The sequence below is a fragment of the Enterobacter sp. SLBN-59 genome (genome assembly GCF_024807915.1).
Lineage (GTDB): Bacteria > Pseudomonadota > Gammaproteobacteria > Enterobacterales > Enterobacteriaceae > Enterobacter > Enterobacter asburiae_B.
The window spans coordinates 107,728-134,492 of the sequence record NZ_JANUFI010000002.1; the positions used below are offsets into that span (position 1 = coordinate 107,728).

Genomic DNA, 26,765 nt, shown 5'->3' on the forward strand with positions numbered 1-26,765 from the left:
GCGATGCCGCCCGATAAAAGGAGAAAAACATGATTGGTACAGCAAGAGAAATTGCCCTTGAAATGTTCAGACATTCCGACCTCGATGGCGAGAAATACGTTTTCGCCTGCTGGAATCGAAATGACATTCGTTGCGTCTGCCTTGACTGGGATTTAACCGATGAGGAACTGGATGAAGTCCTGCGTCGGCTAAGTTCATGCCTTGAAAGTGGCGCGGATATCGGCCAGATACGGGCGATTGTCGAAACCATGCTCGATGAGCGACGCGAGAAGCGAACCGTGACTATTCCCGCGAAATCGCTGGCCTTAGTCATGCAGCTTGCAGGACGGGAGATGCAACGTATCGCAGTATGCGCGGAGGATGGCGGCGGATCAGCTGAAGAAACCCTGAAAGAAGAAAACGACGTCATGATGCGCCTGCGCGAGGCGCTCGATGCCTGACAGAAAAGCCGGAGGCATTGCCTCCGGAAACAGAACAAAAGGAGAACACCATGCAACTGTCACCGGAAACCCGCAGCATCCTGCGCCAGTATAAAACGCTCATCAACGAGCGACGTCGCGAATCAGGACTCAGCCCCGTAACCACAGCGAAAGTGCTGGATGAGATCTGCGAATCGGCTACCCGCCAGTGCGCCGTCTATCTTTGCGGCCACTTCATTCTCCAGGGCGGTCAGGGGGATGGAAAGTAAATAATCCGGGCGGGGCATAGGCGCCGCCTGTTCGCGCGCGAAAACCCTGTCATCCCTTCGGGCTGACGTACGGCAAGACCAGCGCCTGCGGCGCTGCCCCCTACCGCCCAGATGTAAGCCCGGAGAGATGCAGATGAAAGGCATTGTGAGGGCAAATTGTCACGGATACGGTCCTGCGTGGCGTGGCGTGGCGTGGCGTGGCGTGGCGTGGCGTGGCGTGGCGTGGCGTGGCGTGGCGTGGCGTGGCGTGGCGTGGCGTGGCGTGGTGCAGTTGCCGGCTCTGAAACCCGATCAGCAAATCCTCTGAAAGCACCTGAATCCTACTTCTGGCCCCCTTCGGCTCCCGGCCAGCGCTGCTGTCCGGTCGTCGAGCCCCACTCCGCCAGGGCGGCTGCTGCGCACCCGCCGGGCTCCGCCGAATCCCTGCGGGTTTCGGGCTGACGCTAGGGTCTGATGGCGAAGGTCAAAGGCTGCGGCTTCTCCGGCCGTGCCGTCCGGAACGCCTTCACCGCGCCGGCTGATGCCGTCGCTTTAATGGCGCCACGCCGTTCCGACGTGTCGGGTGTGTGCATCCTGTTCCCCCGGTGAAGCCATCCCCCGTGTGTCCTCACGCGGAGGGCTGCTTGTAGCACCGTCGGGTCGTCATCCAAGGGGTGAAATGCACTCCGCCAAAACTTTTTGCGTGCCGCAAAAACTTTAGTCTCCGCCCCTTTCCTTCCGCCCTTCGCCGTTGCTCCTTTGCCCTTTGCCGCGAGAGAACTCACCAGGGAGATGGACAACCATCACCACAGGAGAAAACCAGGATGCACACACGAAACGTCAACGTCAAAACCGCCGCTCAAGAATCTTCCAGGAAGATAGGGGAAGAACAAAACCCTGTTTCTGTCGCACGGGAGTGGGTGGCTCAGGCCACTTCGCTGAAAGATGGTGTCACCGTCACCCTGTCCGATGTGTCCCGATACGGAGACGTTCAGGTGGAGATCAGAACCTACGGAACGCTTAACTGGCGCGCCTGGTCATTTGACCCGGATTTTCTTTTGGAACTGAAACGCAATCTGCAATACGTGCAGCTTTAACCGGAGGCCGGATGTCCGGCCTTAACCCAGAGAAGGAGGAAACATGCAGAACCTTAACACCCGTCCGGCGACCCGTAAGGTCGGGCAGAGCACTGAAATCGTGAAGCTGCTGCGCATTCAGGCCAGCGACACCCACGTGGTCGAGTTTGACAACGTGGACACCCGATTTAATGACTGCAACAACTGGCAGGTGATGGCAGGAGGCAAACGCGTCCTGTACAGCAACCGCATGTATGAGCGTTTTTCAGATGTGAAATCGGGGATCGTGGCAACGATCAACGTGTGTGAAAACAGCGGCAGCGTAACGGATAAAGCGATGCTGGAAGGGGCAAAAGTCATGATGCAGGTTCTTGATGCCTATCCGTCCTTTGCAGCACTGGCAGCACACCCGAAACGCATTACCGGTTAACCGAGTGCCGTGACCGGAGGGCAATCCGGCCACGGCTAACCACAACTATCACTGAGAGGTAAAAATCATGGTCGCCACCAATTCTACGGAAAAAAAACCAGCCAAGACCACCCGTCAGACAAAATCTGCGGAAAAAATCGCGCAGTCTACCGAGCAGAAGCTCGTCCAGCTGCTCGCTGATACGCCCGTGCAAATCTTCCCGTACTCCCGCCTGTCACGCACTGACTTAAACACGCGCATCATTCCGCATACCGATCAGGAAGTGGAAGAGATGGCAGACAGCATTCAGGCAATGGGCATCCTGCAAAACCTGATTGGTGCAGAACTGCCGGACGGTACGATCGGCATTGTCGGCGGGGAAGGTCGTCGCAGAGGCACAGGCATTCTGGTGATGCGCGGTGTGCTCGATGCGGACACGCCGTTTGTTCCGGTGAAAGTCCTGCCCGTTGAGATGGCGGTAGCGGCCTCGATGATCGAGAACGGTCGACGTAAAAACATGCATCCCGCCGAGCAGATTATCGGTTTTCGTACCCTTCAGCAGGAAGGTAAAACGGCCTCTCAGATCGGCGCACTGATGGGCTACCACCCGCGCCACGTTCAGCGCTGCCTGAAGCTGGCGAATCTTGCCCCCTCCCTGCTGGATGCGCTGGCGCGGGATGAAATCTCCCTTGAACAGTGTGAAGTCCTGACACTTGCTGATACCCATGAGCGTCAGGAGCAGGTCTGGAAAGAGGCTGTTGTACAGTGGCGCGATCCTGCTGTACAGACTCTGCGCAAAATGGTGACCGACGACAAGATGGCCATCAGTCACCCGATGTTTGAGTATGTGGGTGAGGAAGCCTATACCGCCGCTGGCGGTACGCTGACCGCCGACCTGTTCAGCGACAAGGACAGCACCTTTGCCGATGCGGCGCTGGTGAAATCTCTGCTGGCTGGCAAGCTCACCGTGCTCGCCGCTCGCGTTAAGCAGGAGCAGGGCTGGGCTGAGTTCCGTATGACGGAACTGCGTGCCAGCGGTGAGGACGGTGAACAGTACCGTTTTGCGATGCCGAAAGCTGTCCTGACGGAAGAAGAACAGAAACGCGTCAGTGAGCTGGAAGAACAAATGGAAGCCACTGAAAGCTACGATGACGAATACGAGCTTCAGCAGGATATCGATGACATTTACTGCGAGGCGCAGTACCGCGAAGCCACGCCGGAATTTCGCGCCGCGCACGGAATCTGGGTGTCATGGGACGGTAGCAATTTTCAGGTTCAGCCTGGTATCCGCAAGCTGACCGACGAAGACCGGGTAGCTGAAGAACAGGCGCGTCAGGAGCGTGAAAGCAATGTGATCAGACACACCACGCCTGAAATTCCCGCCGACGCCTATCCGGCAACGCTGGTAAAAGCTATGTCAGCCGAACGGACTCTCGCCGTTCAGGCCGAACTGGCAGGTCGTCCCGACGTATCGGTGGCGCTGCTGACGTGGACACTGTGCCTCAGTATGTTTGACCGCAGCTACGGTAAACGCAGCGAACCGCTGAAAGCCTCCGTGTCCTCGAATCAGTATCACCTTGCATCACTGGCTCCATCCGGTGAAGAAGGGAAGGCGCTGACGGCGCTCAAAGCGCAGAAAGAGGCGCTTCAGGCAACGCTGCCCGAAAACTGGCATCTCGATTTCACCTGGCTGCTGTCATGGTCAGCAGAGCAGGTGAACACCCTGCTGGGATACTGTGCAGCGCACGGTATCAACGGTATTCAGGAGCGTATGTACAACCATACGCAGAAAAGCGAACTGGACGGGCTGGAAGCAGCGCTGGACTTTGACCTGCGCAAATGGTGGCAGCCGGATGCCGAGAGCTACTTCGGTAAGCTCACGATTTCCCAGATTGGCAAAGCCTATGAAGAAGCCGGACTCAGCGCCCGTGCGGGTGAAGTTGTGAAGCTCAAGCGCCGCGATGCGGCGAAGGCCGCCGAGCAGGATCTGAATGCTCAGGGCTGGCTGCCTGACTGGATGGTGCGCACAGCGCCAGCCGCTGAGGCTGAAGAAGCCACCGAAACCGACCCTGATACCACTGACCACGCTGCTTAATTCCGGAGGCCGCCGCCTTCGGGCGGCGGGAACAGACATGACCATGCAATATGACCTGAACCGAATCAACACCCTGACCGCATCCGACCAGGAGTTTATCCGTCAGCAGGGCGAGGACGCGCGCCGCGCCCTCAGCGATGCCGTGACCGGCCTTCTGTCGACACCTGAAGGATGGTGCGTCTGCGCCGAGTTCCGCACCGAGTTCGGCGGCTTCTTCCCCGTCCAGTGCCGCTTCAGCGCGGACGGCAGCGATGACTGGCATCTGTGCGTGTGCAGCCCCGGCGAAGTCTCGCCGTACTGGATTCTGGTGCTGCTCTCCTCCGGCGGTGAAGTGGTGCGTACCCTTTACCAGAGCGACACGCTCCAGCCTGACCGGATAAATCAGCTGATCGCGCAGCTGGCAGGTATGCGCCGCTTTAACTGCACTGCCCGCACCGTGGTGAAGCTGATGAATGTGGAGGTGACAGCATGATCCCGTCCTCACACGCGCTCGTTTCCCTGAAGCCCGCCCGTCAGGCAGCAATACAGGCTATCAGCCATGTTGAGTCTGCCCGCGAACGCGGCGCACGACTGCCCGCCATGCCGTATGTGCGTACCTTTCTGCGCCTTCTTACGGGCAGCGGTCGCCTCAACGCCACGGTGGCCAATAAAATACCTGGCCTGCACTGGGTGCCAAACAACCGCCATTCGAACCTGAAACAGGTCGAGGAGACGCTTAACACCATGATCGCCACCGGAGGGGAAGCCTGCCCGCTGCCGCTCACGATTGACGTTCAGGCCGAGCTATTCCCTGAAGTCATGCACACCCGCACGGGTCGACGGCTGCACAGATCCGGCATTAAGACTACGCGTCAGCTTCGCCGCCAGTCCCGTGAGTACGAACAGCGCTGGAAACTGCGCCAGAACCTGCTGGAACAGGCGAAAATCGACCTGAATTTTCAGTCACCGGAAACCGTCTGCACCTGGTATACCCGGTGGAGCGACGAGTTTGACGCGGCAGAGCTGGCCACACCGTTCTGGAACTGGCAGACGCGGTTCGCGTCGCTGAAGGAACTTGACTGGCTTCGCATCAGCGGCGACCCGCTGTATTCAGTCATGTACCAAATCCCGTTTATTGTCCGGGAAACACCTGAGCACATCCGGGTCGCTGAACGCTGGCAGATACCGAACAAGCTGCGTTATCAGCAGGGGGCAGAATGAGAAATAACCCCTGTAAAACGGAGCTGAAGGTCGCCCGCAGCCAGCGAAATAAGCTCCGTACCATGTCCGCAAAGCTGAAAGAGATGTGTTGCGAGTGGGACGGACTGAGTGGCTGGCTGGAAACCGAAAGCGAGCAGCTGGCTGAGAGTATAGACAGGCACCTTGAGGCGCTCGAAGACCAGATCCGTGAATGGTCAGAAGGTACGGATAACCGGGAGGGATATTGAACATCATCAGTCGCAGGTTCGACAAAAAAGAACCCGGAACCGTGTTCCGCCATGCTGAAAGCGGGAAGATCATGTATCGTCTCGATGCCCGGCTGGAGCGGGATGACTGGGAGATAGTGCAGGCGATAATCAGCCTTGTCTATAACGCCGGCGTGGCCGCCGGAAGCAAACAGCGAGCCGCTGAAATTCGTGAGGCTCTGGGGATTTCAGGAACTGAATGACGCAGAAAAACGATGAGGATTTATACAGTTTTCAGACTGTTATTCCTGGGCAGATGATCGACGACGGGATATAATGGCGATGGCGCTTGAGGCTTTTTGCCTCATGACGTGAAGGTGGTTTGTTACCGTGTTGTGTGGCAGAAAGCAGAAAGCCCCGTAGTTAATTTTCATTAACCCACGAGGCCACCTGTATGCCTAGACAACATCAGGATAGCCTCTTAGATGCCGCAAGGCAAGGAGAAGAAGGCCATGAAACTGCCGCAAAACACCCTGCTCTGGTGCGTATTAATAGTGTGTCTCACACTGCTGATATTCACTTACCTGACACGGAAATCGCTCTGCGAAATCCGGTACAGGGACACGGACAGGGAGGTGGCAGCTTTTATGGCTTACGAATCCGCTAAGTAGCTAACCCCGGCGGGGGGAAACCCCCGCCATTCAGGGGCTGAGACTGTGTGGACATGCCTGAAGCGCCTTTATGAAGGGGTTGCCGGTTTACCGGTAGCCCCTTTTTCCTTCCTGACGCGACCGCACGCCTGAACTTCCGGGAAGGGCTGTTCCCCTGCGGGGAACGGGGGAAGGGGGACGCGCCTTCGGCGCTGCCCCTCTGCTCCCTCCGCCTTGCCCACTCTCCTGCCTGATTTTGCTGAAGTCAGAGCGCCATGAGTTACCTGCCTGTACCTGGCTTCAGCCTGATTTTCCCTGTGTTCTTCATCCCGGGCGTCATATCTGTCGTCCTGCTGGTTAACTTTCTCAGCTGCAGCTCAGTGGCCATAACCCGAAAACAGGGCAGGGCGATGGCCCCCTTCGGCTCCCGGCCAGCGCTGCTGTCCGGTCGTCGAGCCCCACTCCGCCAGGGCGGCTGCTGCGCACCCGCCGGGCTCCGCCGAATCCCTGCGGGTTTCGGGCTGACGCTAGGGTCTGATGGCGAAGGTCAAAGGCTGCGGCTTCTCCGGCCGTGCCGTCCGGAACGCCTTCACCGCGCCGGCTGATGCCGTCGCTTTAATGGCGCCACGCCGTTCCGACGTGTCGGGTGTGTGCATCCTGTTCCCCCGGTGAAGCCATCCCCCGTGTGTCCTCACGCGGAGGGCTGCTTGTAGCACCGTCGGGTCGTCATCCAAGGGGTGAAATGCACTCCGCCAAAACTTTTTGCGTGCCGCAAAAACTTTAGTCTCCGCCCCTTTCCTTCCGCCCTTCGCCGTTGCTCCTTTGCCCTTTGCCGCGAGAGAACTCACCAGGGAGATGGACAACCATCACCACAGGAGAAAACCAGGATGCACACACGAAACGTCAACATCAAAACCGCCGCTCAAGAATCTACCGGAAGATGTGATTCAAACCTCACCACGTCCCAGTTTACGGATCTGTTTTGCTGGGTCCTGGCAGCATCGGAAGGGGAGCCACAACCGGTAATTTTTACGCCGCCAGAGAATGCCACTGAGCTGACGTTAATTAATGACGAATGCCCGGATTATATCTCTGTCTGGGTTGTAGATGGTCGCCCGGTGGCAGCTGCAATGCCGCTGGATAATTTTCACTGCGTTATTTCTTCATCTCTTACTAAATAATCAGGAGTAAATAAAAATGGTCAGTTTCGCAAGCCGCTATCGTATGCCTACCTCGATCCGCAAAGACCGTCCGCTGACGAATGATGAATTACAGCGCATCGTTCCGAGCGCGTTCTCATCGGATAAACACGATTCACGCTCTGAACGTTATACGTATATCCTGACCATTAACATTCTTGATCGCTTACGTGATGAAGGTTTTCAGCCATATTATGCAACTCAGTCACGTACACGTGACCAGGATAAACGCGACTTTACAAAGCATATGCTTCGCCTGCGCCGTCATGACCAGATTAACGGAAAAGAAGTACCGGAAATTATTCTGCTGAATAGCCATGATGGTTCAAGCAGCTATAAAATGATCCCCGGTATGTTCCGTCAGGTTTGCAGTAATGGTCTGGTTGCATGGAAGGATTTTGGTGAAATCCGCGTACCCCACAAAGGGGATATTGTCGGGCAGGTTATTGAAGGCGCTTACACGGTACTGAAAACATTTGACGCGGTTGATGAAAATATTGACCTCATGAAAAGCATTCAGCTCACTTTGCCTGAGCAGCGCCTTTTTGGTGCTACCGCCCTGGAACTTAAATACGATGGAAAACCAGCGCCGATTACACCGGAGCAAATTATTAACCCTCGCCGTGTGCTCGACAGAGGCCAGGATTTATGGACCACGTTTAACGTGGTGCAGGAAAATGTGATCCGTGGGGGAATTCGTGGCAGAACGGAAAAAGGGAAGATGACCAGAACGCGGGAAGTCACCGGAATAGATGGTGACATCAAATTAAATCAGGTGCTCTGGAAAATGGCTGAGGAGTTTGCAAAACTGAAGGCCTGAAAATTAAGCCGCTCAACAGAGCGGCTTTTTACTGCACGCTATGTGACGATGCTGTTTCTGCAATTTTACTATCATGTTCCTTTCCCGCAGCTGGCGCAAGACGTTCTGAAAGTAACTTTTTTCTGGCCAGTAATACACGATATATATTTTTGATATCCTGTGCATAGGCCTTGCGCTGTACAATGAGCTTTTTGCTCGGTCCAGTATTATACATCCCCACGCTGTCCCAGTTTTTTCCGTATGACCGAAAGTTGTGCGCCAGTACCCATGCTCCCGTATAAACGCAGATACATGGATCATTTAACAGGCGCTCACGGGTAATATTGAAGTTTTTAAGTTTACCGTAATGGGAACTGTTCACCTGCATACCGCAGACATCTTCCGTTCCATTCCTGTTTGATCCATTTATCGCATCCGGTACCAGATGGCTCTCTTTAATCGAAATTGACATAAGCAGCAGCGGATCAATTTGGTAATCTTTCCCGGCCTGATCAAAGCACATCTGCGGAGCTGCGCCAGCAGATAGTGAAAGAGTCAGCAAAGCAGCAGGCAGTAACGATATTTTCATGGTTTGGCCTTTTAGCGGAATAAACGGGCTCTGGAGACGCGCTTTAAAAAATACCCCGGCGGATCGTCGTAATCAAGTAAATTCACTACAAACGCGCGTGAGCGCTCTCCTGATGGGATTTAACACCTGTCCGAAATAAACATGTCAGAGCAGTAGGCGGTATTAACATGCCGCTTTTTACTAACCCTTTAAAACATCACACCCCACGCAAGACTTCGTCTTGCAGATTTTTCTTTTAATTTCAGTTGGATGCCCGTAAGAATTTTGCGCGTTGTTGGATTAAGACCGTTAAATGTCGCACATACCGACACTACACTATCGTATAATCCTGATACCTGTTAGTGTCGGTATGTCACACATGTATCGTACACTTGTAGATATGCTTTAATTCCATTGAATTATATATCGCACAGTGTCACACTGTCGCACATCCTGGTGCTGGATTGTACTACTGTATAGAGCGTAAATTCACAGCAGTATCAATCCATTGCACCTTTGCGCAGCAATCTGATAATCCACCAACAGGCTATATGTAGTGTCGGTTCCGACACTAACTTAAAACAGGTAAGAAACATGGGAAGAGTCGGCATCTACCTTAAAGATAAAATTGAACGCGAAGTTCGTGATATCGTTCAACAAGACCTGCAAAACGGCGCTAATGCTGGAGAAGCAAACATATCAGCTACCTGCAACGAATTAATCAGGCTTGGACTTCTTGTTTATAAGCGCGATGGCGAGGATGGCAAACAGTTTGATATTGAAGGATATCGCAGAGACCTCATAAGAAAAGCAGCCGGCTCACGTGAAGGCACAGTTCTCATTGCAACACTACTCGCTGAAATGTATTTAAAAATGACAGGAAAAGACGGCGAGGGCAGCCTGGAAGATACGCTCGATATGATTATTAGCGGCATAAATACAGCCGAGAACGAAGCGGAAGCAAGGCACTTCATCAACGAAAAGGAATAAATCTGCGAGCCGGAAACCCCGGCCCACATCGATCACTGAGACGATTTTTCATCCCAGGGGAGGTCACCTTTTTCCACCTCTCTTATTTTTTCCTTCAGGAAAACTTCAAACTCCATACAGAGAACTTTAAGTGCCTGAGCATCCTCGTTCTGGTCAAGCAACCTTTCCGTAAAATAACCCAGCGTATTCATCAGGCGGGTGAGCATTTCGTCATTCAGACTACGGTTATGCACCTTCGCCATTGCCCTGATTTCATCAGCAAGATTCTCGGGAATACGCATGCTATATCCGGTTGTTTTCCCCGGAAGCAAAATCCGCTCACCCTCACGCCACATCCACAATTGTTCCTGCTTGAGTGGGGTTTTAACTTCAGCCACAACTTCAGCGGATTCACTATCAAGTAATTTTCCAAGCCACTCCTCGAATCTTACCGCTAGCGCTATGAGCCGCTCACCCTCCGCAGTTTTAATGACTGGCTTACCCGGCTGATAATTTAGCGACAATAAAAGCCTGGCAATAATTTCCTCATTCACACTCCTGTTGCCAGCTCTGGCACATATTCTCAGCTCCATAAGCAAATTATCCGGAGCACGCAATCGCCACTCCACCGCTTCACCTGGCTGGAACTTACGCGGACGGCCGCGACCACCCCACATTTTCTCTTTAACTTTCATAGCTATAGATCCCGGAGGCCATTTCCGAACTTACTGGTCAACAAAGCCTACTCACTTACATATTCGGATAAATCTGAATGATTCCAAAAAGTGTGGCATGCGTCACAGTTTTTTTTTTTTTAGGGTCATGGGACAATTGCGCCCGCGTAAACAAGCACTTACGCGATTCACTTTTGTTTACTTCGGAGAAAACAAACATGTTAACCAAAGGCAGTGCCCTTAACGTCGGTAAGGGATGGGCGGTAGCGTCTTTATTCCGCAAAGCACGCGAAAATCGCAAAGCTAAATTTTACTTAAAGTCAGCAGGCGCTTTTTTAATTGCACTTATGGTCACTCACCCGGCATTCGCTGGCGGCACCGACCTTCTTTCCTCACAGAACACCACGGTTAATTCCACCTTCGGTTCTGGCTCTTCATTGATTAAATGGTTTTACATTGCCGAAATCATCATGGGCCTGTTTATTTACATCAAGGCCCGCTCACCGTTGGTATTCGTCGGTATCGTAATGGCAATCATCTTTACCCGTGTAGCCTTCGGCATCGCGAGTTAAACGATGAGCGGGGAGGAGGATAAATACAACTTCCCGGAAACAATGAACCAGCAGGACCGCTATTTAGGTTTGCCAATTGATGAGTTAATTGTTACCGCACCCCTTATTGTTCTGGGGGTGCTTAACAACCTGTCAGTTGAACTTGGCGTTATAGCGGGAATCCTCTGGTTCATCGTCAGATATCTGAAAAAAGGGCAGGGGTCGTACTGGTTACTTAATTTCTGTTACTGGCACCTGCCATCACTTTTATTCAAAGTAACCTTTCGCCAGATACCTGATTCTAGTTTCCGGCACTGGAGGGCATAGTTTTCATGAAACTGAATATTAAAGGAGAGCGCGATAAACAACTCCGCTATGCGTTTATTGGTCTTTCAGCTTTAACTTTACTTATGGGGGCCGGTAACGTACTGACAGGTTCGCTTGCATGGTATTTTGCCACCACCCAGAAAACCATTACCACACCATTAACATTTAATCGCCCCTTCGCATCAGATTCAAAAGGTGTCGATGCCCCAGGCCTGACGCAATTCGCCGCCTCCTTTATTTACTGGCGACTGAACGTCACCCCGGAAAACATCGACACCAACCAGAAAATGATTCTTGGATTCGTCCCTTCCGACGAACGGGACGAACTCAAGAAAGCTCTGGACATTGAAGCTGAACGCATCAGGAAAGCGGGCATTTCCACCCAGTTCGACACGAAAGAAATTCGCGTCATGGATGATGGCTCCGTGCAGTACAGCGGGGTTCTGAAGTCCTCCACCACTAACGGCGTAATCATCACGCCAATGAAAGACCAGGAAAAAACCTACCGCCTGAAACTGAGTTATGAGAACGGTGTGATTAACCTCCACAGCTTCGAAGAACTCCAGCCGGTATCCACCACCAACTGACAGGACTGCCCATGAAATTTCGTATTTCACCGGCAGCTGCTGCTGTGTTTCTGGCAGCGGGATTATTTAACAGCGGCCTCCGGGCCGCTTCCGCACCCGCAGCCATTCCGTTTGAGAACGACGCCGCCTTTAACGTCACTCTCAGCAACACCAACCCGAGCAAGGTTGTTGTCGACGGAGAACTCATTACCAGCATCAGCGGACCAACCGGTGCCTATGACCAGAGCCAGACCGACGACGGAGCACTTATTCTGTCTCCACTTGTCAGCCAGAACTTCACGCTGTTTATTCAGACCGACCGCGGCTCATCCCTGAGCCTTAACATCAGGCCACAGCCGGGTAACGGCAAAACACTGCGCTTCACCCCAATGTCACCACCACTTCGCAAGAACGACGATGCGAAGGCATGGGAAGAAGGGCAGACCTACGAAAAAACACTGGTCGCACTGTCCCGCGCCGTAGTCAACGGTCAGGTGCCGGACGACTACCAGGAGTATCCGGTCAGCCGCATGCCTGCATACACACCCGCCAGTGATGTACGCCTGACACCGGAACGCCAGTTTGTGGGTAACCACCTGCGCGTTGTGCGCTTCCGGATGAGCAACCCGGGCAGCATAACCCGCAGCCTGCGCGAGCGCGATTTCTGGCGCAAGGGCGTCCGGGCCGTGATGCTGTCGCAGAACCAGCTTTATGCCGGTGGCGAAGGCTACGCCTGGATTGTGTTTTCAGATGACGGAGACACCCGCCCATGAGTCTGAATAAAAACCTGAAAACCCGGCGCAAACAGCTGGCCATTCTTGCTGCCGTTATCGTGGGAGGCGCCGCCGCCACGAGCGGCGTTATCTGGTACGGGCAACATCAGCAGGAACAGAAATACCCCGCACCGGTCGCCACCCCAAACATGACTGGCGTGGTCACGGCAGCGTTTAACCAGCAGGTTAATGATGCCGCACTGGCACAGCAGCAGGCCAAGACCTCCGCACTTGAGGACAAGCTCGCCACGCTCACCCAGCAGTTTGCACAGAACAAGCTCACCACCGAGCAACAACTGGCCAAAAAGGATGAAGAAATTCAGCGCCTGAATGACCAGCTAACGAAAGCCCCCGGCAGCAACACGACCACTGGCCAGCAGACACCACCTGCCGGCCAGAACGGAACACCACTCCCCGGTCCCGTTGCTGCCGGTCAGGCCCGACCTCCCGAATACACTGTCACCTCCACAGGAGCACCGGCCGCCACTGGTGTCAACATGGGGCAGGGCGCAGCGTTCTATCCGGGCGGCTCTGGCCAGAGGATGACAGGCGGCCTGTCGACAACAAAGTTCAAATACGACAGCCTGATGAAAAAGCCAACCAAACTCCCCTGGATTCCTTCCGGCTCATTCTCTGATGCTGTTCTGATTGAAGGTGCCGACGCGAACGCCAGCGTCACCGGTCAGCAGAATACCAGCCCTGTGACCATCCGCCTGCAGGGCAACATTCAGATGCCCAACAACAAGGAGTTCAACGCTGACGGCTGCTTTATTGTGGGTGAGATGTGGGGCGATATCTCCAGCGAGCGCGGAAACGTCCGCACTCAGTCCATCAGCTGCATCCTTAAAAACGGCAAGCACGTAGACATGGAGTTTCAGGGGCATGTCAGCTTCCAGGGTAAAGGCGGCATTCGCGGCAAGCCGGTCATGCGAAACGGCATGATTGTCGGCTACGCCGGTGCAGCAGGCCTTCTGTCAGGCTTTGGCGAAGGTATCAAATCTGCCGCTACGCCATCAGTAGGTATCGGTGCCACGGCTGATGTTGGTGCAGCTGATGTGTTTAAGCAGGGCTTTGGCGGCGGGGCTAATAAGGCCGCTGAAACGCTGAGCCAGTACTGGATTAAGCGCGCTGAGCAGTACCACCCGGTAATTGATATTGGTGCCGGCAACCAGGTGACCGTTGTATTCCAGAAGGGCTTCCGCCTTGAAACTATCGAGGACGCCGAGGACGCGAAAGCGAAAGAGGAACTACAGAAAGCCGGCAACGCCGCGCAGAACGCCGCGACTCCTCAGCCGGCGAGCCAGACCACGGCATCCAGCACCACCTCAGTCGGCAACATCAACCCGGATGACGTTCTCCGCCAGGCCAGTCAACTGCGTCTCGGCGACACCATTAACTGAAGAGGAAATGCAGATGTTTGTACGTAAAACAACAGCGCAGGGGGGGCAGGCCAGAACTACAAAGCAAAGGATGTGAACCGTTGATTAAGAAATCGGAGAGAAGAAATGAAGCGTAATGCAGCAATTGCACTGCTGATAATAACTGCTGGAGCAACCGGTGCATCTGTTTACTACGATGCCGGCGCACTCAGTGTGGTAGCCACCCTGATGACCATGGGCGCACTTGCTAATGTCATCAACGTCTTCCTGTAATTCATTTCACTGGAGTGTTTATGTCTGCCAACATGGCACGCTATCCATTACTCAAAATCCTGCATGATTATCGCCATATCCTCACTCCTGCACTGGTATTCACTATCGAACTGACTGTGTGGGCAGTGCTCAATCTTAAAGGCGTGGGTGATATGGGCTGGGGCCCCTGGCGAGTCTCCCTGCTCTTAAGCGTGTTCCTCGTATACTTTAGCTGCGTTTTCTTTAACAAACGCGATGACTGGTACTTTATGTATGGTTCAGTCGTTCCGTGGGGAGGAATGCTGATCGCGGCCATTGTTTATGGCTTCATCCAGATGAACCTGAACTTTCTGTCGCTGGACATGTTTTATGCCGGCGTGTTTGCCAGCCTTGCTGTGCAGCTGGTTTTTACTGTGCTTCAGTGCAACTGCAAATAATCGAAATTGAGTATTACCCCTCCCTGAATACCCCTTAAATCAAAACCGGAGTTACCCCATGAAAAAACTACTGGGTGCTGCACTGCTGTGCAGCGCACTGACCGGCTGCGCCGGTCTCAATTCTGATTTCGACTGCAACAAGACCGCAACCGACCAGTGCCTGACTACCGGTGAGGCCAACAAGCTGGCCGCTCAGGGTAAAAGTCTGGATGACCTGACGGCAGAGAAAACCGCAAAAAAGCCTGCGGGTGAAACCCTGCCGGCACTGCGCAATTCAGCACCGGTCGTGAATCCCTTCCGTCCTGTTTCCGCCGCAGCAACCGGAACCACCGCCGCCAGGCCTCTGACCACTGCGCCCGCGAAAACATCCGGCTCACTGGTCACGCCGCTGGCCACGCCGAGTCATGCGACCCCCGTGCCGGTTAACACGGCGGGCCGCGTTCCGGTTCAGCGTATTCCTGACGCCACGCAGCGCCTGTGGATTGCCCCTTGGGTGGACACGGACGACAACTTCCATCAGCCGGCAGTGGTCGAGTTCGTGAAGAACAAATCTCACTGGGATGAGAGTTACCGCGTTATCGGGGAGGGTGGGGAATGAGCAGCCACTACGTTTCCGGCCAGAACGGCGTCGATCATCTGGTGAAATCTTTCACTTATACGCGGAAAGGAACGGCGCAAATCACTGCCACACAGTCAGTCGATACCGACGATGAAACGCTGGCCGTTCTGAGCGTGAGCTGTGACTGGCAGATTAAAACTGCCGGTGATGCACCGCACACCGGGCAGATGAACGAAGAGAAACTGCGTCGCCTGGAGTTAATTCGGGCCGCTGCGGAGGGTCGAAAATGAGTTTTGTCGACAACCTGATGGATATGCTGAAAAACGGGAAAGAGGAAGACGGTGCCGCCACTGCCCGCGAGAATCTTTCCCAGACATGGGGCTACCCGTCCCTGGTTGCGGCACTGCCGTACCGGTATTACGACGACATCAATGAGATTTTCGTCAACGCCGGCTCTGCAGGCTTCATCATGGAAGCCGCCCCGCTGCCTGGCGCGAACGAACAGGTGATGGCCGCGCTCGATGACATGCTGCGCAAAAAACTGCCCCGCCAGACTCCTGTCACCATCATCATGCTCGCCAGCAAGTGTGTCGGGGAACGTATCGATCGCGGTGTGAGTAACGACATGTGGAAAGGAGGGATGGCCGATCACCTCAATAAAATCACCCGCGCGTTCTGGCAGCGCTCTGCGCTGCACGGTCTGGCCAACGAACGCGATTACCCGCTTTACCTGCGTAACTACCGTATCTTTCTTGTCTATGGTCAGCCGCTGAAGCGCGCTTCCCAGACACAACGGGTGATTGATGACCTGATTCAGATCCGCAACACCATCCGCGTCTCCCTGGGCGCTGCGCGCATCGACAGCGTGAACGTCGATGTGAACGGCTTCCTGTCTGCGGTCCGCGAGCAGATGAACTACCGCCAGGAACAGGTGCTGACGTCCTCCGGCGACTACAACGAGGATGAAAAGCTGAACCGCCAGGTGGTTGATCAGGGGATAGGGCTTGATGTCTATCCGTCGCATCTCCGGATGACGTTGCCCGAGACCATCGACGCGCGCGGGACACGGTTGCCGGCATCGGCATGCCGCATCATCAACATGCAGCTTGCTAAAACGCCTAAACGCTTCGCCCTGTGGCAGGGGGCTGACAATCTGCAGAACCTGCGCTTTCCTGACCTCGGAATACCCTGTCCCTTTATGCTGACCTGGACGACGGAGCTGGAGGAGCAGACGAAAAGCCAGAGTGAGGCATTTCGTAAAGATACCGATTTGTCCAAAAAGGCCAACTCAGCCTACGCCGCACTTTTTCCCGGCACCAAAAGGGCCGCAGAAGAATGGCGACGTACCCGTGAGCAACTGAACAATAACGAAATTGCACTCTGCAACACGTACTTTAACCTGACCCTGTTCGCGCCGGACAACACTACTGATGCACAGGCCTGTGAGCTGGCCGCCGTGAACGTGTTCCGCAAGAACGAGCTGGAGATGGTAACGATACAGTACCAGCAGATGCGTAACTGGCTGGCCGGCTTCCCGTTCGTCATGCAGGAAGGGATGTGGGAAGACCTGAAAACAACAGGCGCGACGCTGCGCGCCAAGTCATGGAACGCGGTGAGCCTGATGCCGGTCGTAGCCGAACGCCAGTTGTCGAATGTAGGTATGCCGCTGCCGACCTACCGCAACCAGGTCGCTTTCTACGACATGTTTGGCGAGGAGAATGGTAGTACCAACTTCAACATCGCGGTTACCGGGACGTCAGGGGCAGGTAAATCGTTTCTGATACAGGGGGTGCTGCGCGATGTACTAAACGCCGGCGGTTACGGCTGGGTTATTGACATGGGGGACAGCTACAAAAACTACTGTCATCAGGCCGGTGGGGTTTATCTCGATGGCTCTAAACTGCGCTTTAACCCGTTCGCCAACGTCAAAGACATCAAGCACTCTGCTGAAGGGATTGTACGTCTGCTGACGGTACTTGCCAGCCCGACGCAGCCGCTTGATGGCGTCTGCGAGGCGATCCTGCAGAAAGCGGTAATGGATGCGTGGGAGAAAAAGGCAAACAAAGCCCGTATCGACGACGTCCATAATTACCTGACTAACGAGGATGTGAATCAGGCGTTTGCAGACAAGCCGACCATCATCTCGCGCCTTGCTGAGCTGGCCATGCTGCTCGATACCTACTGCACCTGGGGGCCGGACGGAGAATACTTTAACGCCGACACCCCTACGCTCGATGGTGAAACCCGCTTCGCGGTACTGGAGCTGCTGAGTCTGGAAGACAAGCCGAAGCTGCTCTCCTCGATCCTGTTCTCGCTCATTCTGGCGATTCAGGAAAAGATGTACCACAGTCCGCGCGACCTAAAAAAAGTCTGCATCATCGACGAGGCCTGGCGTCTGCTGGGTGGTTCCAACCCGCACGCGGCACGGTTTATCGAAACCGGCTACCGAACCGTGCGTCGTCACCGTGGCGCGTTTATCACTATCACCCAGGGCATCAAGGACTTCAGCGCCAGTAAGGAAGCGGAAGCCGCCTGGAACAACAGCTCCACTAAAATCACCCTGCTGCAGGATGCTAAGGCGTTTAAACAGTACCTTGCCGATAACCCGGATCAGTTCTCGGACATGGAAAAAGAAGTTATCCGTGGCTTCCAGCCAGCCTTGCAGACCGGCTACAGCTCCCTGCTGATAAACGCCGGCGAATACAGCTCCTTCCACCGTCTGTTCGTCGACCCCGTCACACGCGCCATGTTCAGCTCGCGTGGTGAGGACTTTGCCTTCATGCAGAAATTGCAGAGAGAAGCCGGGGCCACTGCGGAAGAAGCTGCATATCTGCTGGCGGAGAAGAAATTCGGCAATGAACTTCGTGAACTTGAAGAATGGGTGAAAGCAGCATGAGTGAACAACAGGACAAGCCGTATGACGTCGATACCGTCAACGATGGTGCAACTATCGCCAGCAAAACATCCCGCTGGGTTAAAGCCAGCATGCTGGGGCTGGCAGGATTGCTGGCCATGACAGGTATGGCATATGTGACGGCGAAAGCCGTCACCCCGGAGGTGGTGGTCTTCGATATGAAGGGGACAGTCGACCTGTTTATGCAGCAGTCCGCGCAGCTGCAACTCGATGAAGACAAAGCCAGGGTGCTGACAACGCGTTTCAATTCCGCACTGTCAGACAGTCTCGGTGAATGGCAGGCCTCACATAACGCCATCATTCTGGTTAAACCGGCGGTGATGAGCGACCAGCGGGATATCACTAATGAGATCCGTGCTGACATTGCGCGCCGCACTCAGGGGGGCCAGTGAAAAGACGACTGAAGCTGATGGGGATGTTGCTGATGATGCTCTCCGCTGGCAGCGGAGCGAAAGATCTCGGAACCTGGGGCAACGTCTTCGAGCCTGCAGAGCAGGACATGCTGGCGTTTATCCAGAATCGCCTGAAGGGTATGGAGCAGACGGGCGAACTTGACCGCCTGCGCAAAGAGGCAACGGATAGAGTGAAGGAGCATGCGGTACGTCCGACGCCAGTGGAAGGGCTCACGAAAGCGAAGGAATACCGCAGCTTTGCCTGGGACCCGACATTTACCGTGAAGGAAACGATCACTGACATGCAGGGCAACGTGATCGCCCGGAAGGGCGATACTGTCAATCCTCTGGATAAGGTGCCTTTCAACCAGGTGCTCTTTTTTATCGACGGCGATGATAAGGAGCAGGTGAACTGGACCCGACAGCAGCTCGCCGGTCAGACCAGCGTGAAGGTCATCCTGGTGAACGGCAACATCAAAGAAACCAGTGATGCGCTTAATGAACGTATCTACTTCGACCAGTCTGGCGTACTGACCCGTAAATTCGGTTTTGAACACATCCCCGTGCAGATATCGCGCGATGGCCGCGTGATGAAAGTGGAAGAAATTCCGGTATCAGGAGCAAAAAAATGAGTGCAACAACGTTAGGTGACCTGTTTCCCGAAATGCGTCAGGCGGTCACATCCCATCGCCGTTACGCCAGAAAACCGCGTAAACCCGCTGAGATAACTCCTCGCATGGGAACAGCAGAACGGCTGAAGACGCTGTACCCCGAAATTGACTCCTGGCATCCGGTACTGGTGACCAAAGCCTGGCTCCACTGGTGTGAGCAGAACCAGCAGGACAGCCAGGAGCCGTCGAAACGTGATGAGCGTTTCCCGGACTACATCATTCACCTCTTACTGGAGAACATGCGGGCCGAGGACTGCGCGAAACGTAAAAAGGGCCAGACGCTGTCACTTTCCGAGCGTCTCGACAGGTTGTTTGCAGGTGAAGGGCAGGAGAACGCCGAATGTCACTGATACACAATACCGCTGCGCCGTCAGTGTCTCAGCACATGACAGTACACAATGGTGATACCAAAGGCTGTGACGAAGCCGTGAAACAACTCTGTCAGCTGTACCCTGAAATCGCATCATGGCAACCGGCGCTGATCGCCGGTGCCTGGCATCAGTGGTGCGTGGAGAACCAGCTTCAGACGATAGTGCCGGAAAAACGTGATGAGGCGTTTCCCCTGTACCTCGTCAGGCTTATCCGCAACAGAATGGAGGAGATGAACGCATGGCGTTAATCAGCTGCTTCACCGGCCCTCAGGGGCTGCAGGGGATGCTCACCTGCTTGCGCGATACTGAGGGCATGGCCGGGGTTCTTGCTGTGGTTGCTCTGCTTATTGGCTGGCTAGTTGTTCAGCATTTTGCAGATGCAAGGCGTGAACGTCTGGCGCGGGAGAGCAGGCCGGGAATACCCGTCCCCCTCGCACAATTTGGCGGTGCCCGACATGCCGATGCGGTGCACGCCTTTGCTAACCGGGAATACTACCAGGTATTGCTCGCAGAGCTGGAAAAAGGCCTGACTGAGGCGGGCTATGCACTGACACGAGATGAATCACTGCGCGTGACGATTCCAGAGGCTGATCGGCAACAAATCAGCCGCCGGATTTTCCGGGCGCGCCAGAACTATACGTCGCCGAGAGTATCTGAGCAGGCGATGCAGGACAACGAAGATGCGGCAGTGAACGATGGATACGCCGGCTCGTGGCTCAGCATACTCATACGTGGCAGTGAGCGCATTGGCTGGTACATCACCAGACCGGAAAACAGCCTGTGATCAACCGCGCTGCCATTCAGGATGTTCGGTGTTCACTGCGTTTCGCTCCGCCTCAGCCTGAATGCCATCCCGGTTTCCGATTAACCCCCGACCAGGTAACGCCATGAAAAAAGACCCTGATACTGAAAAGGGCCGGAATGTCACCATCTCGTCAGTACGTCACGATGAGGGTTCGGCCCGACAGCTGGATGAAATCCTCAACGATAACCCGTTGTACAAACCCTCTCACGTGCTGCGCGGAGCCATTCTTGCCTTGTACGAAATGAGCCAGGAACAACGCCTGGCCATCATTATGAAAGCGGCTGATAAAGCCAAAAACCACTGACCATTTCTTAAGCCCTCCCGCCGTCCGGTGGCTGCGGCACTCCCGGAGATACCCCATGACTCACCCTGAATCTGTCAGGCCGGTGACGGTTACCCGTGACCGCAATGGCTTCTGGACGCACCCTCATTATTTTGCACCGGCCAGTGATGAGGTCACACAGACTGAATTTGGCGACTGGATGCGCCAGCACAATCTGACCTGTGCCACCCGCTGGATGGAAAACGACGCGCCTCCCCAGGTGATCGCCGACTGGGAAAAGGGGAAACAAAACATCAGTGACTGGCTCCCTTCCGCGCCAGAGGGCGATGGCTGGTTCATTGGCTCCATTCATGACACTGAGGACGGTCCGGTCTGTGTGTGGCTGCGGGAGGTGAAATGAAGCGTTTCTCATGGCTTGCCGGCGTGATGCTGGTCCTGCTGTCCTGGATGCCAGCTCAGGCAACGGCCGCCGCCAGCAACGCGGGTGATGGCCGCTGGGTTAACCCGATAAGCGATGTCTGCTGGAAGTGTCTGTTTCCGATGACGCTCGGCAATATTCAGCTGGCCGCCGGCCCACAAAAGGATACCAACAACCCGGCTTCGCCGATCCAGATTTGTCCATATGGTGTGTTTTATCGTATCGGTCTGGCCATCGGGTTCTGGGAGCCAATGGCGATGGTGGACGTAACGCGTGAGCCAGGCGTCATGGTCAATATGGGCGGCTTTAAAATCGATCTCGGACGAACGGGAACGGGAACCGCAGGGCAGAGTGACCGGCCCGCTGCCGGCACGTTCTACCATGTTCACTGGTACAAATACCCGCTGATTTTCTGGCTGAACATCATCACCAGCCTGGGGTGTCTGCAGACCGGCGACATGGATATTGCCTATCTCTCCGAAGTTGATCCTCTCTGGAATGACAGCACCCTCTCGATGCTGATTAACCCCGAGGCAGCGCTGTTCGGCAACCTAATCGCTCAGGGGGCCTGTGCTGCTGACGCAGCTGCATCATCAGCTGGCCTTCCCCTGTCGCCGCTGTTCTGGTGCGCAGGTAGTCAGGGTTCTATCTACCCGCTAACAGGCTTTACCAGCGGTGAGTTTTCTCCGCTCGAGGCCTCTCTGCTGGTCGGAGAGCGAATGGCCTTCAAGATGCATCGTGAGGGGCTGGTATGGAACTCTGTGGGAGCGGACGTCGCGGTCTGTAACCAGTACCCATCCCCGATCATCCCGAAAGATCGATGGCGATACCAGATGGTGAACATGTACCCCGAACCGGGTAACTGCCATCCCTTCGGGGCCAGCACGCAGCTCTGGGGCACAACGCATAACTCTCCATCCTCCAAAAAGAACTTCGGCTACCTCTTCTGGCGCAAACGTAACTGCGTATTCCTTTAAGGACATGACAATGAAAAACGCTTATCTCCGGGCGCTGACGATCAGCGTCATGATTGCTTTCGCGCCGCTGGCCCTGGCGAGCGCCCAGACCGATATCTCCGTCTCCGACCATAGCTGGATCAAAGGTCAGCAGGATGCGCTGGCAGCGATGAAGGAAGACCTGCAGGGGCATCCGGCGGCCGCACCCATCCTGCCGCAGCAGCAACTGGACCTGATTAACCGCCTGCAGGGCGATATCGCAGCCCAGACCAACAAGATGGGGGAAAAAGACACGTTCCCGGCTATTTACTTTGTGAGCCTCGGTATTCCACGTGAAGGTCTGCTGCCCATGCTGAAGGATGCCCGCCGTTACAACATTCCGCCAACGCTGCGCGGCCTGGTCAATAACGACATGCGGCAGACTGCGGCGGCAATGTTTGAGCTGAGTAAGGAGGACAAGGACGCCGGCGTGCAAATTGATCCAACGTTGTTCACTCAGTACAACATCACCACGGTACCAGCCCTGGTGGTGACCTGCTCTGGTCACTATGACGTAATCAGGGGAAGTCTGCCCCTGCAGCAGGCTCTCGAAAAAGTGGCAGAAAATGGTGATTGTGCGGCAACGGCACGCCATCTTCTGGAGGCCGCAAAATGAAAAATCTACTTTCAGCGATACTGATGCTTTTTCCGCTTCTGGCTGGCGCAGCTGATCCTGCCTTTGAGGCGGGAGCGAGCTTTGGCAAGGGCAATGCTTCCGCCGGCACGGGAGCCCTGAAGAATCCGGATACTGTCACGGGGGCAATACCAGGCTATACCGCTAACCCACCGGAGAAAGGGTATTACGGCGGTGTGGATGGCGGAGACGGCGGGCTGGCCAACAAAGGGCAGGCCGCTCTGCAGGGCAATGACGCAGCGCAGTCGGTTATCAACTCCGGAAAAACGAACCCGACGCCCGCAATCGACCCGAACGCACCTTTCATCACTATCGGTAAAAATGCGGAAGCTGGTGCAGACGGTGTGCTAAACGGGACCGCGAACCAGTGTAAGGAGGTGACGGTATCGAAAACCACCTTTGAAAATTATACCTGCGATAAGGATGTGGCCTCGGTGGAAGCCTGTTCAAGAACGGCAACACCTGGCGGACATACTTCCACCACGACAGTGCAGAAAACTTTCACACTGACGGCGGCCAATGGCGATGTTGTTTTTACGAATAACGGTACTTCCTTAAGTTTTAGTTTTAAAGCGCCGGCATCAGGACCGGTGATCAGCGCGCATTTTTACTGGGCGGATCGCGATGTCAATGCCGGGAAAATCTCCTGGTGGGGCGTCAGTCAGACGATTGTCGGAAAAGCTTTTAACTGGGAGATGCCGGGCGCTCCGGGGACACCGTTGTCGCAGGGGGGCTCGTTACCTGCCGGTTCCTATCAAAGCACCGGATGTGTTAGCGGAAAGCAGGATGTCTGTAGAAAACATATCCGGGAGCAAATAGCTGACTTTCAGTCCGGCGCGTCAGGTTTCACGCTGGTCCTCGTCATGAACGCGGTCGAGACCACTTTTGTCCCGGAAGTGAACTGGACTTCATCCTGTGGCCTGGATATGTCGAAGGCGCAAAAAACCACGTCAACCTGCACCTCTCCGGGCGGAAATAAAACCATTGTGAACAATGGTCAGAGTTATGACGTCTACAGCGACTGCTGGGAGTACACCGATAACTATGTCGTACCGTCAGACTCCACGGGAACCTGCGGAACGCTGATGACGAATCCGTCCTGTACGGCGGCAGGAACAACCTGCACCGAGTCGACCGACGGGCAGTGTACCCATATGAGCTACACCTACCAGTGTCAGACCACACATCAGTCTGGCGGCCTGGTTTGCGGTGGCGACTACATCTGTAAGTCAGGCGAGTGCGACGACACCAATGGTGCCGGAAGCAGCGGTTTTGATACGGCTGTGGCCAAACTGGCAGGTCTTGCCTCGGCGGCTGAAGATGCAAAAGACGCCAGCAGTACTATTGAGGTTAAAGCCTTCACGGGGAAAGCCATGCGCTGCCGTAAGGCCTTTGCAGGTTTCTCAAACTGCTGCAAAGACTCTGGCTGGGGACAAAGCGCCGGGCTGGCCGCATGTGATGATGAAGAAAAGGCTATAGGGAAGGCGAAGGCGAAGAAGATTACCGTCAGCGTCGGCGAGCGGTGCGATCGCCAGGTGCTGGGCGCCTGCATCCAGAAAAGTCAGGTCTACTGCGTCTTTGACGGCAAGCTTGCCCGCATCATTCAGGAGCAGGGACGTCGCGACCAGCTGGGCGTTAAGTTCGGCAGCGGCGACAGTCCGAACTGCCGGGGGATCACGGTCCCGGAGCTGCAGAGCATCGACTTCGACAAAATCAACTTCTCTGACTTCTACGAGGATTTGATGAAGAACCAGAAAATCCCCGATACCAGCACGCAGGTCCAGCAGATTAAGGAACGCATTGCCGCGCAGGTGAATCAGCAGGGAGGTGGTAAATGAAGCGTGTCCTCTGTGGCCTGCTCATGACGCTGGCGAGTCATACGGTGCTGGCCGAGGAAATTGTGACGCCGGCAGAGCCGTTCACCGGCTGGTCCTGGTACAACGAGCCGAAAAAACCGCCGGAGCAGTCCAGAAAGCCACAACAGCCTGCACCGCAGGCGATTCCGGATCTCAGCAAAATGTCCCCTATGGAGCAGGCCCGGGTGCTGAAAGGGTACACACAGGAGGCGCTTAACCGCGCCATCCTCTTCCCCTCACGGGAAAACACGGCGACGTTCCTGCGCTGGCAGAAGTTCTGGACCGATCGGGCATCGATGTTCAGCCAGTCCTTTGCAGCGGCGCAGCTGAGACATCCGGACCTCGATTACAACCTGGAGTATCCGCACTACAACAGCATGGCGCCGTTTATGCAGACACGCGACCAGCAGACGAGGCAGAGCGCCGTGGAGCAGCTGGCGCAGCAGTACGGTCTGTTCTACTTCTACCGGGGCAGTGACCCGATTGATGTGCAGATGGCGGGTGTGGTGGCGGACTTTGCGAAAACCAACGGTATTTCGCTTATTCCGGTATCGGTTGATGGTCAGGTGGCTGCCTCTCTGCCGCAGAGTCGCCCGGATACGGGGCAATCCCGGTCAATGAATATTACGCACTTTCCTGCGCTCTTCCTGGTTGACCCGCGCAGCAAGAATTACCGCGCCCTGTCCTATGGCTTCATGACCCAGGATGACCTGTCAAAACGATTCCTGAACGTGGCCACCGGCTTTAAACCCAATTCCTGAGAGATCCTTATGACAAAAACACTGTTTACCCTCATCCGCGATGCAGGGCGGGCTGCCCTGTATTCCTTTGTCCTCGGTCCGGCACTGATGCTGTATGTGTTTGTGATGCTGGCGGCATCAGACGGCTCACTTTCCCGGCAATTCCTGACGACTTTTCATCACCTGACTGAGGGTGCGCCTGCCGGCAAGGTGATGGGGTGCGTTAATGAACATGAGATGGCAGGACGCTTCTCGCCACCTGAACCCGGAGAGTCATTAAAGCCTGTGCCTCCTGCCTTATCGAAAGCCCCGCCTGAAGTGTTATGTCAGCGCGGACCCGTTGACAGCGATTCATGGGTGCGTTCGGTAGATGCAACGTTGCGCTACGTCTGGATGATGGCCGCTATGTTGGGCTTTGGATTGTGGTTTGTTTTATATGGCCTGTCCCGGGCCGCTCAGCGTCGCATTTCACCAGACAGACATTCGCTTTTGGTACGGCAGAACAAGGAGACACAGGAATGAAACCAACACTTCTCGCAGGACTGATTTTCTGGGGCACGATGGCGCGCGTACTGAGCGAACTGATGACCTGGTCCGTGGAGCACACGCAGCAGGGGCTGCTGTGGCTGTGCAATGGTATGTGGGCCGGTGCGGCTGGCATGGTGGTGTATGCCGTGTATCGCTGGTTCCGTTACGAAAGAGGGCAGACGCATAAGGAAGTCGATCATGAACATTAAAACCGGACTCACTGCGCTCCTGTTATCCCTGCCCCTGCTGGCGAACGCCGGTGCGCGTGAGGAGTTAATGGCGCTTGAAGCGACAAAAACGAACTCATCTGCAGATGCTACAGCCATCACCACCTCTACCATTCCGGTACCTGCGCCAGCCAGCATGATGGCGCTGCCGGACGGACGTCGGGCTAATATGAAAGATTATGCCGTGGTGCTCTTTATGCAGGCGCACTGCCAGTACAGCGCGAAGTTTGACCCACTGCTGAAGGGCTGGGCCGATGAGCATGCCATCAGGGTATACCCGTACACCCTTGACGGCGGCGGGGACGTATCTTACCCGACCCCGATGATCCCACGTAAGACGGACCCTAACTCTCCCATCGCAGACGAGATAGTCACCTTCTTCGGAAACGGGTTGCCGATTGCGACACCGACGGCCTTTATGGTCAACGTCAACACCCTGAAAGCTTATCCACTCACCCAGGGCGTGATGGACATCCCCGCACTTGAGAGCCGGATGGCCAGCCTGATCCAGGCTGATATGGATAACGTCGATCCAAAAACGCTGCCGCCCATGCCGGCAAGCGCGCAGGTCACCCCTCAGTAATACGAACGGACTA

General features: G+C 55.2%; 40 protein-coding genes and 1 pseudogene. 39 read left to right on the forward strand and 2 right to left on the reverse strand.

The features are described from left to right. The first annotated feature begins 29 nt into the window (after positions 1 to 29). The 14 genes and pseudogenes from M2422_RS22510 (at position 30) to M2422_RS22575 (ending at position 8,301) form a co-directional block, all read left to right on the forward strand. A complete protein-coding gene (locus M2422_RS22510; RefSeq protein WP_023327697.1) occupies positions 30 to 440 on the forward strand; it encodes a DUF1380 family protein in 411 nt (136 codons plus the stop codon). Positions 441 to 490: 50 nt separating this feature from the next. Beyond that, entirely contained in the window at positions 491 to 688 is a 198-nt protein-coding gene (locus M2422_RS22515; protein ID WP_023345621.1) for a hypothetical protein, read from the forward strand. 133 nt (positions 689 to 821) lie between these two features. Beyond that, the gene (locus M2422_RS22520) at positions 822 to 995 is read left to right on the forward strand and encodes a hypothetical protein (protein WP_181008621.1); all 174 of its coding nucleotides are present in this window, start codon (positions 822 to 824) and stop codon (positions 993 to 995) included. A gap of 496 nt (positions 996 to 1,491) precedes the next feature. Continuing rightward, entirely contained in the window at positions 1,492 to 1,764 is a 273-nt protein-coding gene (locus M2422_RS22525) for a hypothetical protein (protein WP_023345468.1), read from the forward strand. A 43-nt stretch (positions 1,765 to 1,807) separates the two neighbouring features. Next, positions 1,808 to 2,173: a hypothetical protein gene (locus M2422_RS22530; protein ID WP_127849891.1), complete on the forward strand. Its 366-nt coding sequence runs from the start codon at positions 1,808 to 1,810 to the stop codon at positions 2,171 to 2,173. 67 nt (positions 2,174 to 2,240) lie between these two features. Beyond that, positions 2,241 to 4,247 carry a ParB N-terminal domain-containing protein gene (locus tag M2422_RS22535; RefSeq protein WP_259142866.1) on the forward strand — a complete coding sequence of 669 codons (2,007 nt, stop codon included), beginning with the start codon at positions 2,241 to 2,243 and terminating at the stop codon, positions 4,245 to 4,247. Positions 4,248 to 4,284: 37 nt separating this feature from the next. After that, complete coding sequence (gene psiB, locus M2422_RS22540; RefSeq protein WP_259142867.1) at positions 4,285 to 4,719, forward strand: conjugation system SOS inhibitor PsiB; 435 nt, start codon at positions 4,285 to 4,287, stop codon at positions 4,717 to 4,719. After that, positions 4,716 to 5,447 (forward strand): plasmid SOS inhibition protein A, encoded by a 732-nt coding sequence (locus M2422_RS22545; protein WP_259142868.1) that lies wholly within the window; start codon positions 4,716 to 4,718, stop codon positions 5,445 to 5,447. Before psiB ends, M2422_RS22545 begins: the two co-directional genes overlap by 4 nt. Continuing rightward, a complete protein-coding gene (locus tag M2422_RS22550; protein WP_032641239.1) occupies positions 5,444 to 5,674 on the forward strand; it encodes a hypothetical protein in 231 nt (76 codons plus the stop codon). Before M2422_RS22545 ends, M2422_RS22550 begins: the two co-directional genes overlap by 4 nt. Then, positions 5,671 to 5,895 (forward strand): hypothetical protein, encoded by a 225-nt coding sequence (locus tag M2422_RS22555; protein ID WP_004146150.1) that lies wholly within the window; start codon positions 5,671 to 5,673, stop codon positions 5,893 to 5,895. The genes M2422_RS22550 and M2422_RS22555 overlap by 4 nt, the downstream gene beginning before the upstream one ends. A gap of 191 nt (positions 5,896 to 6,086) precedes the next feature. Further along, positions 6,087 to 6,236, forward strand: a pseudogene (locus M2422_RS22560) (DUF5431 family protein); the annotation flags it as partial. Beyond that, positions 6,184 to 6,303, forward strand: a complete 120-nt coding sequence (locus tag M2422_RS22565) for a type I toxin-antitoxin system Hok family toxin (RefSeq protein WP_223230179.1) — start codon at positions 6,184 to 6,186, stop codon at positions 6,301 to 6,303. The pseudogene M2422_RS22560 and the gene M2422_RS22565, both read left to right, overlap by 53 nt. An 866-nt stretch (positions 6,304 to 7,169) precedes the next feature. Then, on the forward strand, positions 7,170 to 7,463 hold the full coding sequence (locus tag M2422_RS22570; RefSeq protein ID WP_259142870.1) for a hypothetical protein: 294 nt from the start codon (positions 7,170 to 7,172) through the stop codon (positions 7,461 to 7,463). Between the two features lie 16 nt (positions 7,464 to 7,479). Then, positions 7,480 to 8,301 carry a DUF932 domain-containing protein gene (locus M2422_RS22575; RefSeq protein ID WP_259142871.1) on the forward strand — a complete coding sequence of 274 codons (822 nt, stop codon included), beginning with the start codon at positions 7,480 to 7,482 and terminating at the stop codon, positions 8,299 to 8,301. 28 nt (positions 8,302 to 8,329) lie between these two features. Here the strand turns inward: M2422_RS22575 and M2422_RS22580 are convergent, their stop codons facing one another. Next, positions 8,330 to 8,869, reverse strand: coding sequence for a lytic transglycosylase domain-containing protein (locus M2422_RS22580; RefSeq protein ID WP_259142872.1), 540 nt, complete (start codon positions 8,867 to 8,869; stop codon positions 8,330 to 8,332). A gap of 573 nt (positions 8,870 to 9,442) precedes the next feature. Here M2422_RS22580 and M2422_RS22585 point away from each other — a divergent pair. Beyond that, a complete protein-coding gene (locus M2422_RS22585) occupies positions 9,443 to 9,838 on the forward strand; it encodes a conjugal transfer protein (RefSeq protein WP_252063805.1) in 396 nt (131 codons plus the stop codon). Between the two features lie 32 nt (positions 9,839 to 9,870). Here the strand turns inward: M2422_RS22585 and M2422_RS22590 are convergent, their stop codons facing one another. Further along, positions 9,871 to 10,512: an Arc family DNA-binding protein gene (locus M2422_RS22590; RefSeq protein WP_259142873.1), complete on the reverse strand. Its 642-nt coding sequence runs from the start codon at positions 10,510 to 10,512 to the stop codon at positions 9,871 to 9,873. A gap of 197 nt (positions 10,513 to 10,709) precedes the next feature. Between M2422_RS22590 and M2422_RS22595 the strand changes: the two genes are divergently transcribed. The 24 genes from M2422_RS22595 (at position 10,710) to trbB (ending at position 26,752) form a co-directional block, all read left to right on the forward strand. Further along, positions 10,710 to 11,063 carry a type IV conjugative transfer system pilin TraA gene (locus M2422_RS22595; RefSeq protein WP_107112185.1) on the forward strand — a complete coding sequence of 118 codons (354 nt, stop codon included), beginning with the start codon at positions 10,710 to 10,712 and terminating at the stop codon, positions 11,061 to 11,063. Between the two features lie 3 nt (positions 11,064 to 11,066). Beyond that, entirely contained in the window at positions 11,067 to 11,369 is a 303-nt protein-coding gene (gene traL, locus M2422_RS22600) for a type IV conjugative transfer system protein TraL (protein ID WP_015572087.1), read from the forward strand. 5 nt (positions 11,370 to 11,374) lie between these two features. Continuing rightward, the gene (locus M2422_RS22605) at positions 11,375 to 11,956 is read left to right on the forward strand and encodes a TraE/TraK family type IV conjugative transfer system protein (RefSeq protein ID WP_045332716.1); all 582 of its coding nucleotides are present in this window, start codon (positions 11,375 to 11,377) and stop codon (positions 11,954 to 11,956) included. Between the two features lie 11 nt (positions 11,957 to 11,967). Continuing rightward, positions 11,968 to 12,708: a type-F conjugative transfer system secretin TraK gene (traK, locus tag M2422_RS22610; RefSeq protein ID WP_045341739.1), complete on the forward strand. Its 741-nt coding sequence runs from the start codon at positions 11,968 to 11,970 to the stop codon at positions 12,706 to 12,708. After that, a complete protein-coding gene (gene traB, locus M2422_RS22615; RefSeq protein WP_259142874.1) occupies positions 12,705 to 14,108 on the forward strand; it encodes an F-type conjugal transfer pilus assembly protein TraB in 1,404 nt (467 codons plus the stop codon). The genes traK and traB overlap by 4 nt, the downstream gene beginning before the upstream one ends. A gap of 105 nt (positions 14,109 to 14,213) precedes the next feature. After that, positions 14,214 to 14,360, forward strand: a complete 147-nt coding sequence (locus tag M2422_RS22620; RefSeq protein ID WP_161496792.1) for a hypothetical protein — start codon at positions 14,214 to 14,216, stop codon at positions 14,358 to 14,360. Between the two features lie 20 nt (positions 14,361 to 14,380). Next, the gene (locus M2422_RS22625) at positions 14,381 to 14,776 is read left to right on the forward strand and encodes a hypothetical protein (protein WP_127849905.1); all 396 of its coding nucleotides are present in this window, start codon (positions 14,381 to 14,383) and stop codon (positions 14,774 to 14,776) included. Positions 14,777 to 14,834: 58 nt separating this feature from the next. Continuing rightward, on the forward strand, positions 14,835 to 15,374 hold the full coding sequence (gene traV, locus M2422_RS22630; RefSeq protein ID WP_259142878.1) for a type IV conjugative transfer system lipoprotein TraV: 540 nt from the start codon (positions 14,835 to 14,837) through the stop codon (positions 15,372 to 15,374). Beyond that, positions 15,371 to 15,625, forward strand: a complete 255-nt coding sequence (locus tag M2422_RS22635; RefSeq protein WP_206865142.1) for a hypothetical protein — start codon at positions 15,371 to 15,373, stop codon at positions 15,623 to 15,625. Before traV ends, M2422_RS22635 begins: the two co-directional genes overlap by 4 nt. Beyond that, the gene (gene traC, locus M2422_RS22640; RefSeq protein ID WP_259142879.1) at positions 15,622 to 18,231 is read left to right on the forward strand and encodes a type IV secretion system protein TraC; all 2,610 of its coding nucleotides are present in this window, start codon (positions 15,622 to 15,624) and stop codon (positions 18,229 to 18,231) included. The genes M2422_RS22635 and traC overlap by 4 nt, the downstream gene beginning before the upstream one ends. Next, positions 18,228 to 18,641 (forward strand): type-F conjugative transfer system protein TrbI, encoded by a 414-nt coding sequence (trbI, locus tag M2422_RS22645; RefSeq protein ID WP_259142880.1) that lies wholly within the window; start codon positions 18,228 to 18,230, stop codon positions 18,639 to 18,641. Before traC ends, trbI begins: the two co-directional genes overlap by 4 nt. Then, a complete protein-coding gene (gene traW / locus M2422_RS22650; protein ID WP_259142881.1) occupies positions 18,638 to 19,273 on the forward strand; it encodes a type-F conjugative transfer system protein TraW in 636 nt (211 codons plus the stop codon). The genes trbI and traW overlap by 4 nt, the downstream gene beginning before the upstream one ends. Beyond that, complete coding sequence (locus tag M2422_RS22655; protein ID WP_259142882.1) at positions 19,270 to 19,662, forward strand: hypothetical protein; 393 nt, start codon at positions 19,270 to 19,272, stop codon at positions 19,660 to 19,662. The genes traW and M2422_RS22655 overlap by 4 nt, the downstream gene beginning before the upstream one ends. Then, positions 19,653 to 19,931, forward strand: coding sequence for a hypothetical protein (locus M2422_RS22660; RefSeq protein WP_259142883.1), 279 nt, complete (start codon positions 19,653 to 19,655; stop codon positions 19,929 to 19,931). Before M2422_RS22655 ends, M2422_RS22660 begins: the two co-directional genes overlap by 10 nt. Continuing rightward, entirely contained in the window at positions 19,922 to 20,467 is a 546-nt protein-coding gene (locus tag M2422_RS22665) for a hypothetical protein (RefSeq protein WP_259142884.1), read from the forward strand. The genes M2422_RS22660 and M2422_RS22665 overlap by 10 nt, the downstream gene beginning before the upstream one ends. Before the next feature lie 103 nt (positions 20,468 to 20,570). Next, positions 20,571 to 20,792 (forward strand): hypothetical protein, encoded by a 222-nt coding sequence (locus M2422_RS22670; RefSeq protein ID WP_015572104.1) that lies wholly within the window; start codon positions 20,571 to 20,573, stop codon positions 20,790 to 20,792. 55 nt (positions 20,793 to 20,847) lie between these two features. Continuing rightward, a complete protein-coding gene (locus tag M2422_RS22675; protein ID WP_259142885.1) occupies positions 20,848 to 21,171 on the forward strand; it encodes a hypothetical protein in 324 nt (107 codons plus the stop codon). Beyond that, a complete protein-coding gene (gene traU, locus M2422_RS22680) occupies positions 21,168 to 22,166 on the forward strand; it encodes a conjugal transfer pilus assembly protein TraU (RefSeq protein WP_259142886.1) in 999 nt (332 codons plus the stop codon). The genes M2422_RS22675 and traU overlap by 4 nt, the downstream gene beginning before the upstream one ends. 10 nt (positions 22,167 to 22,176) lie before the next feature. Continuing rightward, on the forward strand, positions 22,177 to 22,800 hold the full coding sequence (gene trbC / locus M2422_RS22685) for a type-F conjugative transfer system pilin assembly protein TrbC (RefSeq protein WP_259142887.1): 624 nt from the start codon (positions 22,177 to 22,179) through the stop codon (positions 22,798 to 22,800). Then, positions 22,797 to 24,656, forward strand: coding sequence for a type-F conjugative transfer system mating-pair stabilization protein TraN (traN, locus tag M2422_RS22690; RefSeq protein WP_259142888.1), 1,860 nt, complete (start codon positions 22,797 to 22,799; stop codon positions 24,654 to 24,656). The genes trbC and traN overlap by 4 nt, the downstream gene beginning before the upstream one ends. Continuing rightward, complete coding sequence (gene traF / locus M2422_RS22695) at positions 24,653 to 25,435, forward strand: type-F conjugative transfer system pilin assembly protein TraF (RefSeq protein WP_259142889.1); 783 nt, start codon at positions 24,653 to 24,655, stop codon at positions 25,433 to 25,435. Before traN ends, traF begins: the two co-directional genes overlap by 4 nt. A 9-nt stretch (positions 25,436 to 25,444) precedes the next feature. Further along, on the forward strand, positions 25,445 to 25,936 hold the full coding sequence (locus M2422_RS22700) for a hypothetical protein (protein WP_259142890.1): 492 nt from the start codon (positions 25,445 to 25,447) through the stop codon (positions 25,934 to 25,936). Beyond that, complete coding sequence (locus tag M2422_RS22705) at positions 25,933 to 26,151, forward strand: hypothetical protein (protein ID WP_252063795.1); 219 nt, start codon at positions 25,933 to 25,935, stop codon at positions 26,149 to 26,151. Before M2422_RS22700 ends, M2422_RS22705 begins: the two co-directional genes overlap by 4 nt. Then, positions 26,141 to 26,752, forward strand: a complete 612-nt coding sequence (gene trbB / locus M2422_RS22710) for an F-type conjugal transfer protein TrbB (RefSeq protein WP_259142892.1) — start codon at positions 26,141 to 26,143, stop codon at positions 26,750 to 26,752. The genes M2422_RS22705 and trbB overlap by 11 nt, the downstream gene beginning before the upstream one ends. Positions 26,753 to 26,765 lie beyond the last annotated feature (13 nt).